Origin of the sequence: Rufibacter sp. XAAS-G3-1 (assembly GCF_013623775.1) — a bacterium.
Taxonomy (GTDB): Bacteria; Bacteroidota; Bacteroidia; order Cytophagales; family Hymenobacteraceae; genus Nibribacter.
Window position 1 is genome coordinate 262,540 of sequence record NZ_JABFAM010000009.1, and the last position, 13,277, is coordinate 275,816.

Genomic DNA, 13,277 nt, shown 5'->3' on the forward strand with positions numbered 1-13,277 from the left:
ATCTTTGAATTGAAGAGAATTTTATCTTCTGCGGCAATAAAGTTTGCCATTAATTTAATTTCAGGTGTCCACTACGGCAGACATCTTCGCAATTTACTAAAAATACCACACTTCTGAAAATGCGTTCGCTATGGAATAGTCACAAATTCTTTTGCCAGCCCCATATAATCTTTCGCCCCATAAGAAGAGGCGTCATAGTCCAGCACACTTTGCCCAAAGGAAGGGGCCTCGGCCAGTTTCACGTTCTGCCGGATGCGCTGCTGGAAGATATATTCGTCTACGTTCTCTTTCAGGTAGTCTTCAATCTCTGAACTCAGTTTGCGGCGCTTGTCATACATGACCACCACTATGCCCTTCACCTTCAGGGTTGAGTTCAGCGTTTTCTTTATCTGCTGCACCGTGTTCAGGATCTGCCCTAAGCCCTGTAGGGTGAGCACCTCCATTTGCAGCGGGATCAGGACTTCATGGGAGGCCACCAGGGCATTTACCGTCAAGAGCGACAGGGAAGGCGGGCAATCAATCAGTATGTAGTCATACCCTTTGGCCTCGCTCAGCATCTGCTGCAGAAAACGCTCCCGTTCCCCATGGTTTACCAGCGAGATCTCTACGTCTACCAACTCATTGGAACCCGGCGCAATGAAGAGGCCGCCGCTTTCCTGAATGCAGTCCGTCAGTTTATCCTTGCCGGTAAACACATCGGCGAGGGTGCTTTCAGGCTCCGTGATTCCCAGGGAATAAGAAAGATTGGCTTGAGGATCTAAATCGATTAACAACACGCGTTTGCCCAGTTTCTGCAGGGCGCTCCCCAGGTTTATGGTAGTGGTGGTTTTACCAGTACCTCCTTTTTGGTTGATGACCGATACGATAGTTGTTGCCATAGGTTGCATGAAAAAGAAAAAATATTTTCTGGTGTGGGACGAGGCCGCTAAACTACAAATAATTATAGGCCGGTTTTACGTTTTTAGCCTGTTTTCAGGAAAACAGCCCTAAAACAGCAGAACATGGCAAGCGTGTTTTCTCGTTTTCTGCCTGTTTTCAGAAAAAGAAGCCTAAAACAGCAGAACTATTCTCTATAAAGAACATGAAGCTTGCAGCTACCGGCCCGCAGGTTTTCCCAATTATATCCGTTAAAATGCAGGTGCGCAATGGAGGCCGGGCTGAAAGAAACCTCTTCATGCGCCAGCGAAGAGGCAAGAAAGGAAATGGTGGGGTTATGGCCAATCACCAGCAGCGTATCTACGTCGTTTCCCACGCCGTGCAGCAGGCTGAGCAGGTCCTGCTCGGCCCCGTAATAAATATCCCGCTCAAATTGCACCGGCACCTTGTGGCCCACCTCGCTGAGCAGGTGCTCCAGCGTCATGCGGGTTCTCACCGAGGAACTACATAAGACCAGTTCTGGTTGTAAGGATTGACTTCTCAGCCATTGGCCCGCCTCGCCCGCCCGCCGTTGCCCCAGAAGGGTGATTTCCCGGTCAAAATCTGTTTGCCCAATGGTTTTATCCGCCGCAGGGGCGTGGCGCATTAATAAGAGATTCTTCATGCGAACGTATACTTATAAACCTTTTTATCCCTCTAAGGTATATTCTTTTACCTCATTTGAACAACGGGTATAAAGATAGTGGTTGGATTGTCTCAAAAAATTACTACATCTTTGAAAAAATTTAGGGCCCTGCCCTGCTCTCTTCCCATATGATAAAAAACTTAGTAATTGTGGAGTCGCCGGCCAAGGCCAAGACCATTGAAGGGTACCTGGGGAAGGATTTCATTGTGAAATCCAGCTTTGGGCACGTGCGCGACCTCCCCAAAGACAACAATGCCATTGACATCAAGAACGGTTTCAAGCCCACCTACGTGGTCTCCGCCGATAAGCGGGAGGTGATCTCGCAACTGAAGAAATTAGCCAAGGAAGCCGAAGTGGTGTGGCTAGCGTCTGATGAGGACCGCGAGGGAGAAGCCATTTCCTGGCACTTATCAGAAGCCTTGAACCTGAGCGAGGCCAAGACGCGGCGCATTGTGTTCAGAGAAATCACGAAAAGTGCTATTCTTAACGCCATTGAAAACCCCAGAAGCATAGACGTGAACCTGGTAAACGCGCAGCAGGCCCGCCGGGTGCTTGATCGTTTGGTGGGCTTTGAGTTGAGCCCCGTGCTCTGGAAAAAAATCAAAACCGGGCTTTCGGCCGGACGCGTGCAGTCTGTGGCCGTGCGCGTGGTGGTGGAGCGCGAGCGCGAGATTGAACGCCACAAAGCCGTCTCTTCCTATAAAGTGGTGGCCCAGTTTGACGCGGGCGGCAAGCGCCTGGAAGCCGAACTGAACACGCGTTTCAAAACCCAGGCAGAGGCCGAAGACTTTTTGCAGCGCTGCATTGGTGCCGCCTATTCCATTGAAAGCCTGGAGAAAAAGCCCACCAAACGCAGCCCCGCGCCGCCGTTTACTACTTCCACCCTGCAGCAGGAAGCCAGCCGTAAGCTGTCCTTCTCGGTGGCGCAGACCATGCAGGTAGCCCAGCGTTTGTACGAGGCCGGAAAGATCTCCTACATGCGGACTGACTCGGTGAACCTGTCGCAGGATGCCATGACAGCCGCCGCCGCCGAGATTGCGCGCTCTTTTGGCGAAAACTACGTGAAAACGCGCCAGTACAAGACCAAGTCAAAATCTGCGCAGGAAGCCCACGAATCCATCCGGCCCACCGACTTTGCGGCCCTCCAGGTGAGCTCAGACCGCAATGAGCAACGGTTGTATGATTTGATCCGGAAACGGGCCATCGCCTCGCAGATGGCCGATGCCGAAATCGAGAAAACCACCGCCACCATTACCATCAGCGGCCAGCCCGAAAGATTGATCGCCACCGGCGAAGTCATTCGTTTTGAGGGTTTCCTGAAAGTGTACACCGAGTCAACCGATGACGAGGAAATGGCCGATGACGACGTGAAAGGCATGTTGCCGCCGTTGGCGGAAGGACAGTCGCTGGACTTACAGCGTCTGCAAGCCACCGAACGGTTCAGCCGTCCGGCTCCCCGCTACACCGAGGCCAGTTTGGTGAAGAAACTGGAAGAGATGGGCATCGGCCGTCCGTCTACCTACGCGCCTACCATTTCTACCATCCAGAAACGGGGCTACGTAGAAAAAGACAATCGGGAAGGAAAGGAACGGGCGTACCATGTGCTCACCCTGGAGAACGGCCAAATCTCTACCCAGAAGAAAACCGAGATGGCCGGGGCCGAGAAAGCCAAGCTTTTCCCTACGGACATAGCCATGGTAGTGACCGATTTTCTGGTAGCACATTTTGAAAGCGTGATCGACTATTCTTTCACGGCCAAGGTAGAGGAAGAATTTGATGAGATTGCCGCCGGTAAAAAGCAGTGGGATAAAATGTTGGACAACTTCTACTCAAGTTTCCATCAAACCATTGAAACCAGCGCCAGCGTAGAGCGCTCAACCGTGAGCGGTGCCCGCGAATTGGGGGTTGACCCGGTTTCAGGCATGAAGGTGATTGCCAAACTAGGGCGCTTCGGGCCCTACGTGCAGTTGGGCGAAGAGGTGGAAGGCACCGATGCCAAACCGGTGTACGCCAGCCTTAGAAAAGGTACCTTCATAGAGTCCATCACCTTAGAGCAAGCCCTGGAATTGTTCAAGTTACCGCGCGTGGTGGGTGAGTATGAAGGCAAGGACATGAAAGCCGCCATTGGTCGGTTTGGCCCGTACATTCAGCATAACAGCAAGTTCTATTCCCTGCCCAAAGACCTTGATCCCTTGTTGGTAACAGAGGCCGAAGCCATTGCTTTGATTGAGGCCAAACGCAAGTCTGACGCGGAGAAAATGATCAAAAATTTCCCCGAGAACCCAGAGGTTACGGTCTTGAACGGACGCTTCGGGCCTTATATCTGCGTGGGCAAGAAAAACGTGAAAATCCCGAAGGGTCAGGAACCGTCTGAGTTAACTTTGGAGCAATGCCTGGAATTAGCGGAAGCTACCCCGGACAAACCGACGCGCGGCGGCTTCAAGAAAAAAGCCGCCCCTGCCGCTGATGCTCCCGCTGCCAAGAAACCTGCGACCAAGAAAACGACTGGTACCACCAAAGCAGCAACCGCCAAGAAAACCACCACGAAAGCCACTACCGCTAAGAAAAAGGCCAGCTAAAGGGCGAGCCCTTAGTTTTAAGCGTACATGTTACTTAGATAAGCTCCGTTTTGAAGCTGTTTTATAAAAAGCAGCCCTGAAACGGAGTTTACCGTTTAAGCCCATATTACGTAGTTAAAGCGGTATTTCTAACTAAGTACGGAGACAGAATTACTTTATATTAATTTGTCATCCTGGAAGGATCTTATGGGCGAACTAGAATAGCTTTGATGGAGCGCTATTGCCGTTCGCGACCAAGATCCTTCCAGGATGAAGACAAAAGAGTATGTCAAACTAATTTTGTCCGCATACTTAGTTGAATTCACCCTATCATTCAATCACTCTTTCACTCATTATACCCATGAAACAGAAAATTGTGGTTTTGACTGGCGCCGGAATCAGCGCAGAGAGCGGGTTGGCAACCTTTAGGGATGCGAACGGCCTTTGGGAAGGACATGACGTGATGGAGGTTGCCTCGCCGGAAGGCTGGAGAAGAAACCCTGGGTTGGTGCTGGAGTTCTATAACCAACGTAGAAAAAGTGCCTTGGGCGTAGAACCCAATGCGGCTCACAAAGCCTTGGTTGACCTGGAGCAGAAGTTTGACGTGCACATCATTACCCAGAACGTAGATGATCTGCACGAAAGAGCCGGTTCGTCCAACATTCTGCACCTGCACGGGAAGCTATTTGAAAGTCGTAGCACCAAGGATGAAAACCTGATTTACCCCATGCCAGGCTGGGAGCTGAGTTTAGGCCATCTCTGCGAAAAAGGTTCTCAACTGCGGCCTAACATTGTCTGGTTCGGCGAGGCGGTGCCGCTCATTGAACAGGCCGCTCAGGAAACCATGACCGCCGATTACCTGCTCATCATCGGGACTTCTTTGCAAGTGTACCCGGCGGCGGGCCTTCTCTCCTACGCCCCGCATGATACGCCCATTTACCTCATTGACCCCAACGCACCGGCCGTGCCTCCTAAAAGGAACATCACCATCATACAGGAAAAAGCAACGGTTGGTGTTCCTGCTTTGGTGAAGAAACTGCTGGAAGAATAAGCGTTTTAGGGCTGTTTTCTGGAAAATGGGCGAAAAAGGAAGATACTTGGTAAGCAAGTCCCTGCCTTCTGCTAAGTGTATAAACCTACTAATTCTCCTAAATTCAACCAGTCCTGTCATCTTGGAAATATCTTGTGGGTGAACTAGAAAGGCGTTGAAGAAGAGCTATTCCCGTTCGCCCACAAGATCCTTTCAGGATGACAATGAAAGAGGAATAGTAATTCTCACTCACTCCGGCAATTCCCAAGCTTTTTCAGGATTATACCACAGCTCTTCCCCCCTAATTTCAAGCGGCGAAGCAAAGTTATTGTGGTACAGTTGACCGGTGCCCAGGCCTTGGGGCAAGGGGTTTGCCTGGTCTGCGGCGAACTGCGCAATGGCGTTCAGGCCGATGTTGGATTCCAGAGCCGAGGTGAGCCACCAGTCAATGCCTAAGGACGAGGCCACCTGTATCCATTCGCGGCTACTGAGAAGGCCTCCCACCAACGTGGGTTTTATGATAATGTACTGCGGCCGTATTTTATCCAGCAGATTCCACTTGTTTTCTTCGCCGTTGAGGCCAATCAATTCCTCGTCCAACGCAATAGGAATAGGCGAAACTTCGCACAAGAGCTGCATGGCATCGGGCTGACCCGCCTTAATGGGTTGTTCAATGGAATGGATGTGGTACTTGGCCAATTCCCGGAGTTTCTCTTCGGCCTCAAAGGTAGGGAACGCTCCGTTGGCATCTAACCTGAGCTCCAGTTCCTCTGGGCTGGCCACACGCCTGATTTCTCTTAGTATCTTCAGTTCCTGGGCAAAGTGGAGGCCGCCAATCTTCAGCTTCAGGCACTTGAAACCCGCCCCCATCTTTTTCAGAATCTGCTCCCGCATAAAGGCCGAGTCCCCCATCCAGATAAGGCCATTGATTTTGATGCCTTCTTCTGAACGGGAGAAGGCATTTTTATAAAGAATACGATTGGCTCCGCGCAGGTAATCTACCCAGGCGGTTTCAGAAGCAAAGCAGATAGACGGCCATTCCACCAGAGAATTCCAGAAGTTGGCTCCTTCTTCGGCGTTTGGGTCTTCAATGCGCAGGGCATTGTACTGGGTGCAGAGTCTTTCCAGCAGCACAGGAAAATCTGGGGAGTATTCTGGGCTGAGGCCCGGCAGCGGAGAGCACTCTCCCCAGCCCTGCACCTCGGGGTTATCAGAGTGGTGCAACCGCAGGTAATGGGCCTGGTGGGTTTTCATGGCACCGCGCGACGTACGGGCATCAAATTTGAAGGCGAGTTCCCGGCTAAAAGGCGTTAAAACGAAGGGCATAGAAGGTTTATAGAGCAAGTGAAGGTACAACCTTTCGGCCTAAAAGTAGTTTAGAAGGGATAAATACGTAGAAACCACATGTCTTTCCCTACTCCTGTCGGCTTTCAAAGTTTGCTGTCCCGCTACCAGCACATACGGGCGCAAACCGAAAAAATATGCACCCCGCTCACCCCCGAAGATACCGTCATGCAACCCATGGCAGATGTGAGTCCGCCCAAATGGCATCTGGGGCATACCACCTGGTTCTTTGAGACCTTTATCCTGTTGCCGCACCTGCCTGGCTACCAGGTTTTTCATCCGCAGTATGCCTTTCTGTTCAACTCGTACTACAACAGCATGGGCAGCCGCATTGCCCGCTCAGACCGTGGCACGCTGTCCCGCCCACCCCTGGAAGACATTTACGCCTACCGTCGGCACGTAGACGAAGGAATGGAGAAAGCTTTAAGGGACAAGCAGCTTTTACAGGATGCTTCGCTGAATGCCGTGCTGGAACTGGGCCTGCAGCATGAGCAACAGCACCAGGAACTACTGGTCACCGATATCAAGTACATTCTGAGCTGCAATCCCTTGCTGCCGGCGTACCTGCCCAAACCCGAGGCTGTTTCAAGTGTCTTTTCCGGAAAACAGCCCCAAAACGAGTGGTGCACCGTGACGGCCGGTATGTACACCATCGGCTTTCAGGGCACAGGATTCTGCTTTGACAATGAATTGCTGGCGCACCCGGTGTATGTAGCAGAATTTCAGGCGCGGCGCACGCTGGTGACCAATGCAGAATACCTCTCTTTTATAGAAGCGGGCGGCTACGCCGAATTCAAATACTGGTTGGACGAAGGCTGGCAACTCTGCCAGCAACAGCGGTGGCAAGCCCCGCTGTATTGGATTGAACTGGACAATGAATGGTGGCACTTCACCTTACACGGGTTAGAGAAAATTGACCTTGAGGCTCCGGTCACCCATATCAGTTTCTATGAGGCTTTGGCATACGCGAATTGGTCGGGGCACCGGTTGCTTACCGAGTTTGAGTGGGAGGCGCTGGCGCAGCTGCACGCCCATCCTGTAGAGGAAGGAAACTTTCTGGAAAGCGGCATGTACCAACCGGTGACAGCAACCCAAGCTGAAAAGACACAACCAGTGGCGCAGCTTTTGGGTACTACCTGGGAGTGGACGTATAGCGGGTATTTCCCGTATCCTGGGTTTGAAACCGCTCCCGGGGCTATTGGGGAATACAACGGGAAGTTCATGGTGAACCAGATGGTGCTCAGGGGCGGTTCCTGCGCCACGCCGCAAAGCCACATCCGGCCCACGTACCGTAACTTTTTCCCTGCCGACAAACGCTGGCAGTTTACTGGTATTCGGCTTGCCAAAAGATAATTCAAGCAAAAATCTATGACCTCCACCTCTACCCATGACCGCCTGATTAACCTGTTGCCCACCCGCCTGTCTGACGATAACGGGCTGGCGCAGGACGTCATGCAAGGCTTGAGCCAAAGCCCCAAAAAGCTCTCCTCCAGATTCTTTTATGACGCCAAAGGCAGTCAGCTGTTCCAGCAGATTATGGAATTGCCGGAGTATTACCTGACCAAGCTGGAGCACCAGATTCTGTCAAAGCAACGGAAGGAAATCCTCTTCGCCATTGACACCCACACCCCATTTCAACTGGTAGATTTAGGGGCCGGAGACGCCTATAAAACCAAACTGCTGCTCTCTGAACTGGTGGCCTCCAAAGCGAATTTCTCCTATGTGCCGCTGGATATTTCTGAAGACCAGCTCAGCCTGCTGCTGGAAGACATGCACCACCGCTGGCCCTCTTTACCGGTGAAGGCGCTGGCCGCCGAATACTTCCAGGGCTTGGAATGGCTCAACCAGAACGAACGGCAACGCAAGGTGGTGCTGTTCCTGGGCTCCAACATAGGCAACTTTGATTTGCCCGAGGCGAAGAAGTTTTTGTGCACCCTCCGGCAAAGCCTGAACCCCGAAGATTCTTTCCTTTTAGGCCTGGATTTGAAAAAAGACCCCGAAAAGATACGGCGCGCCTATGACGATGCCGCCGGTGTCACCTCGGCCTTCAACCTGAACCTGCTGCACCGCATCAACAAAGAACTCCACGCTAATTTTGACCTGGACGAATTCCAGCATTTCGCCGAATATGACCCACTGGAAGGCACCATGCGCAGTTTCCTCATCAGCCGCAAAGCCCAGGAAGTACACCTTGGTGCCTTGAACCAGACCTTCCACTTTGAAGCCTGGGAGGCCATCCATACCGAGAACTCCTACAAATTCTCTCTAAAGCAAGTGGAGGAAATGGCCCACTCCTGCGGATTCACCGTGCAGGACGTGTTCACAGACCCCAGCCACGGCTTCGCCGATGTGCTGCTACGGCCGGTATCTTAGATGTAGCAAGCGCTATCAGCAGAATCCAGGTATTCCCCTTGTGGTGGCCCAAGACGGTAACCAACGCAATGGGCTGCTGGAAGAAAATACGCATCAAAGTGAGTAATGCTGATCATTGGTTTTTAGCGGCAAAAGCAAAGGGCAACCGCAAGGGTTGCCCCCTATAGTTAAAGCCAGTAACGATTCTTACCCCCAGAAACACCTGGTTATGATTTACATGGTAGGCAGGTGTGAGCCATTTCCACACGCCAGCTGTGGCTCTTAGATGGTTACAAAGGTTTGAATTGTCTTGAGCAGAAAGAGAAAATAGCCGTAGCTTTGCGGCCTGTTTAAAAATTTGCCCGTGATTTTCTCCGCTCAATACCGCGAACATTATAAAAATACTTTCTGGCTGGCCTACCCGGTGGTTCTAAGCCAACTGGGCCATATTCTGGTGAGCGTGGCAGACAGCGTGATGGCCGGTAGAATAGGAACAGCGCAGTTAGCGGCGGCCTCGTTGGGGAACAGCATCTTCACCATTACGCTGGTGTTCGGGCTGGGCATTTCGTTTAGTATGACACCTTTGGTGGCCCGTGCCGATGGCCGGAAAAACCATACCCGCATCGCTTTGGTGCTGCTCAACGGGCTCATCCTGAATACTGCCATCGGCGTACTGCTCTTTCTGGCCTTCTGGGGTCTCTCCCCGCTCATCGCGTACCTGAACCAGCCCGAAGAAGTGGTGCGGTTGGCCATTCCGTACGTGAATATCCTGTTTCTCTCCATGGTGCCACTCATGGTGTTTCAGGCGTTCAAGCAGTTTGCCGAGGGCCTGTCGCTCACCAAACAATCTATGTACATCTCCATCCTGGCCAACGTGGTGAACGTGGGACTGAACTACGTGCTCATCTACGGGAAACTGGGCTTCCCCGCCCTGGGTCTGAACGGAGCGGCCTGGGCCACGCTCATCTCGCGGGTGCTCATGGCCATCATGATGGCGGTGTTTGTCCTTTACGCCCGTAGGTTTGCGCGTTATCGCCAGTACCTGAACCTGCAGCATATTTCCTGGACGCACATGACCCGCATGTTCAAGATTGGCCTGCCTATCTCTTTGCAGATGATCTTTGAGATGGGCGCGTTCAGTTTTTCGGCGGTGATGATTGGCTGGGTAGGCGCGCGCGACCTGGCGGCGCACCAGATAGCCCTCAACGTGGCCTCGGTGACGTACATGATGGCCAGCGGAATCTCGGCGGCCGCCACCATACGGGTAGGCAAACTGCGCGGCACCGGCGATTTACACGGCGCGCACATGGCGGGGCACAGCAGCCTTGTCCTGGGGGCTTTGTTCATGGCTACCAGTGCCACCCTCATCATTCTTTGCAAAGACCTTATCCCGCATTTCTACGTGGAAGACGTGGCCGTACATGCGCTGGCGTCCCAGCTGCTCATTATTGCGGCGGTTTTCCAGTTGTCAGACGGGGTACAGGTAGTGGGCTTAGGCGCGTTGCGCGGGCTTGAAGACGTGAAAGTACCCAGCATGATTTCCTTGTTCTCGTATTGGCTCATTGCCTTGCCCATGGGGTTTGCCCTGGGTTTCTGGCTGGAGTTAGGAGCCGTGGGCATCTGGCTGGGGCTGCTCACCGGGTTAACCATTGCCGCCTTGTTGCTGTTTTTCCGGTTTAAGAAATTGAGTCCGCAATAATTTTTTTTATAACTTAGTTGTGAGAGAAGAAACTCCTTTTGCCCAGGAGTGTGTTACCGAAGCAGCTATGTCATTTCTATTCTTGCCCCTTTGGATAAGTGCGCTGTTTTTTGCCCCTTTTCCTGAAACTAGCCCCAAAACGGTTGCCTTGACTAACATCCCCTGGACGGTGCAGAAACGCCTCACCTGGGATGATTTTGCCGGCAGTCCCGCGCCCACCAACAAACACCACGCGCTTACCTCCACCAACATGGAGATGAAGGTTAAGTGCGAGAACAACAAGCTGAAGTTTAAAGTGGAGGCCGTTTTCAACCCCAAAGAATCCTGGACGCGCAACAAAACCTCTGTCCTGCTGCTGGCCCATGAGCAGCTTCACTTTGATTTAACCGAACTGCACGCCCGTATGCTACGCAAGCGCCTGGCCGAACTCCCCAATGCCTGCAACCGCGGGGCCGCCGACCTGAACAAATATGCCTCTGAAGCCTTCAACAACTGGCACAAAGAGCAGGATCTCTACGACTCTGAGAGCCGCCACGGCCTGGACAAAGAACAGCAAATGGAATGGATCGCCTCGGTGGAAGTCCGCTTGAAGCAATTGGAGGCTTATAGGTAGTTGTTAGTTGTCAGTTGTTAGTTGTTGGTTTTTAGTGTGTTTTTCAAAAAAGAAGTTGTTTAGAGTTTCCTGCCTGTTTCATAAAAACAGGCAGGAAACGGCGGCACAGGCAGCTGCTTGCGGCCGTGTACAGATAAACCATCTGTTTAAGGCCTGTTTTTATGAAAGTAGCCTAAAAACGACAGCCCAGGCAGACGCTTGCACCAGGGTAATTGCTCTAAATACCGGTTTTTGAAAAACTCTAAACAGGTTCAAGCTATTAAAACAACATTCCAATAAGTAGCAAGACAAATTAAACTATCTACTTTGTCATCCTGAAAGGATCTTGTGGGCGAACTAGAAAAGCTGTAAATAAACGCCATTGCCGTTCGCTACCAAGATCTTTCTAAGATGACAAAAGATAAGAAGGAATAATTATTTTTGTCTTAGTACTTATTATAGTAGAGCCTGGCAGTTGTTGTTTCTGCCAGGCTCTTCACCTGTAAAGGATAATTGATTCTACGCTACTAACAACTAAAAACCAACAACTGACAACTACAGCTTCTCCAAATCTCTGGGTGCTGGGCCGGCCACTACTTTTCCGTAGGGGTCAAAGCGGGAGCCGTGGCAGGGGCAATCCCAGGAGTTCTCCAGGTTGTTCCAGTGCACAACGCACCCCAAGTGCGTACACACCGCCGAACATTCATGGCGGGCACCTTGGGCATCACAGTAGACGGCTACTTTACCTACCCCTTTCTGCACCACCATGCCGGTGCCGGGGGCAATCACTTCCTCCTCTTTGTGGCCCGGTTTTACCCAGTCCAGGTACTGACCGGCCACGTTCAAGTTCTCTTTCAGGAATTCCTTGGCCGAATCGGTGGAGAAGGTCACGCGGCCGGGGTCATACAGCATCTCCCAGGGGTTGACGCGTGCACAGATTAAATCCGAGATCAGAATGCCCGCAATGGTGCCGTGGGTCATGCCGTGGCCCGAGTCGCCGGTGGCGATGTAGACGCTCTTGCTGTCGCCGGGGTTACGGCCAATGAATCCCATGTAATCCACGGGCTCCATCACCTGACCAGACCAGCGGAACACCACATCCTGCACCATCGGGAATTTCTGGCGCGTCCAGTCTTCCAGGCAGGCAAACCGTTCGCTTTCATCGCCGTTGCTTTGACCGGTTTTATGGTCTTCGCCCCCCACAATCAGAATCTGGGAGTCAAGGTTCTCTTCCCCGGCCACCGTGCCCAGACGCACATAATGGTAAGGATCAGAATCGTCCCAATACAGGGCGGTAGGCACGCTGCCGGTGGGCACCCGCGCGCCAATCACGTAGGTGCGGTACGGGGCCTGCTTGGTGTGCATGGTCACCTGGTCATTCACCGGCGTATTGGTACACACCACCAGATGATTGGCCGTGACAGCAAAACCTGCATCTGTTATGGCCCGGTGCACGCTGCCGGTATCAAATTCTTGGACGTGGCTGTTGGTGTAGATCTCCCCGCCGTGTTCCAGAATGTAGCGACTGAGAGCGGCCAGGTATTTTACGGGATGAAACTGCGCCTGGTGCGCGAATTCCAGACAAGGGCCTTCGCTCACGCTAAGCAAGGGGCCATGTTTGAGTTTCACCACGTCTTTGATGCCCAATTCACGGCAAGCGTTCAGCTCCTGATCCAGTTGATCCTCGGTGTCAGTGGCCCCCAGAAACAGGTAACCCGGCACGTATTCAAAATCGCACTGGATGTTTTCGTCCCTGACAATCTGCTCAATCTTATGGATGGCATCGCGGTGGCTTTCATAGGCCAGCAGGGCCTGCGCTTTCCCGAAGACCTTGATCAACGTAGAAAAACGGTCGTCCAGGGCCCAGGAAAGGTGCGCGGTGGTACGGCTGGTTTCCCCGCCGCAGATTTCACCGGCGTCCAGCACAACTACTTTCTTTCCTTCCTTGCAGAGTAAATAAGCGGTGGTCAGCCCAGAGATACCCGCCCCCACCACACAAACATCCGTGGAAATATTGCTGTCAAGCGTTGGGGTTAGGGGCATCTCCACGCCCGGCTGCCAAACCGATAAAGTGGTACCTGTATTGTTTTTCATAGTCTGTGGGTTTCTGGATAAAAGCCGCTCCGTTGCAAGAACCGGTT

10 protein-coding genes are annotated in these 13,277 nt (G+C 52.4%); 6 read left to right on the forward strand and 4 right to left on the reverse strand.

Going from position 1 to position 13,277, the window contains the following annotated elements; translation table 11 throughout:
• Nucleotides 1-128 precede the first annotated feature (128 nt).
• Together HHO50_RS12630 and HHO50_RS12635 are read right to left on the reverse strand one after the other, a co-directional pair.
• A complete protein-coding gene (locus tag HHO50_RS12630) occupies nt 129-878 on the reverse strand; it encodes a ParA family protein (RefSeq protein ID WP_181306413.1) in 750 nt (249 codons plus the stop codon).
• Between the two features lie 185 nt (nt 879-1,063).
• A complete protein-coding gene (locus tag HHO50_RS12635; protein WP_181306414.1) occupies nt 1,064-1,540 on the reverse strand; it encodes a histidine phosphatase family protein in 477 nt (158 codons plus the stop codon).
• A 149-nt stretch (nt 1,541-1,689) separates the two neighbouring features.
• Here HHO50_RS12635 and topA point away from each other — a divergent pair, with 149 nt between their 5' ends.
• Together topA and HHO50_RS12645 are read left to right on the forward strand one after the other, a co-directional pair.
• On the forward strand, nt 1,690-4,140 hold the full coding sequence (topA, locus tag HHO50_RS12640) for a type I DNA topoisomerase (protein WP_181306415.1): 2,451 nt from the start codon (nt 1,690-1,692) through the stop codon (nt 4,138-4,140).
• Between the two features lie 340 nt (nt 4,141-4,480).
• Nucleotides 4,481-5,170: an NAD-dependent deacylase gene (locus HHO50_RS12645; protein WP_181306416.1), complete on the forward strand. Its 690-nt coding sequence runs from the start codon at nt 4,481-4,483 to the stop codon at nt 5,168-5,170.
• Nucleotides 5,171-5,398: 228 nt separating this feature from the next.
• Here HHO50_RS12645 and HHO50_RS12650 read toward each other — a convergent pair whose 3' ends face one another.
• Entirely contained in the window at nt 5,399-6,475 is a 1,077-nt protein-coding gene (locus HHO50_RS12650; RefSeq protein WP_181306417.1) for an o-succinylbenzoate synthase, read from the reverse strand.
• Nucleotides 6,476-6,553: 78 nt separating this feature from the next.
• Between HHO50_RS12650 and egtB the strand changes: the two genes are divergently transcribed.
• The 4 genes from egtB (at nt 6,554) to HHO50_RS12670 (ending at nt 11,157) form a co-directional block, all read left to right on the forward strand.
• Nucleotides 6,554-7,846, forward strand: coding sequence for an ergothioneine biosynthesis protein EgtB (gene egtB / locus HHO50_RS12655; RefSeq protein WP_181306418.1), 1,293 nt, complete (start codon nt 6,554-6,556; stop codon nt 7,844-7,846).
• A 15-nt stretch (nt 7,847-7,861) separates the two neighbouring features.
• On the forward strand, nt 7,862-8,866 hold the full coding sequence (egtD, locus tag HHO50_RS12660; protein ID WP_181306419.1) for an L-histidine N(alpha)-methyltransferase: 1,005 nt from the start codon (nt 7,862-7,864) through the stop codon (nt 8,864-8,866).
• Nucleotides 8,867-9,209: 343 nt separating this feature from the next.
• Nucleotides 9,210-10,544, forward strand: coding sequence for an MATE family efflux transporter (locus HHO50_RS12665; RefSeq protein ID WP_370457586.1), 1,335 nt, complete (start codon nt 9,210-9,212; stop codon nt 10,542-10,544).
• 148 nt (nt 10,545-10,692) lie between these two features.
• Nucleotides 10,693-11,157, forward strand: coding sequence for a DUF922 domain-containing protein (locus HHO50_RS12670; RefSeq protein ID WP_181306420.1), 465 nt, complete (start codon nt 10,693-10,695; stop codon nt 11,155-11,157).
• A gap of 534 nt (nt 11,158-11,691) precedes the next feature.
• Here the strand turns inward: HHO50_RS12670 and HHO50_RS12675 are convergent.
• On the reverse strand, nt 11,692-13,230 hold the full coding sequence (locus tag HHO50_RS12675) for an FAD-dependent oxidoreductase (protein WP_181306421.1): 1,539 nt from the start codon (nt 13,228-13,230) through the stop codon (nt 11,692-11,694).
• Between the last annotated feature and the right edge of the window lie 47 nt (nt 13,231-13,277).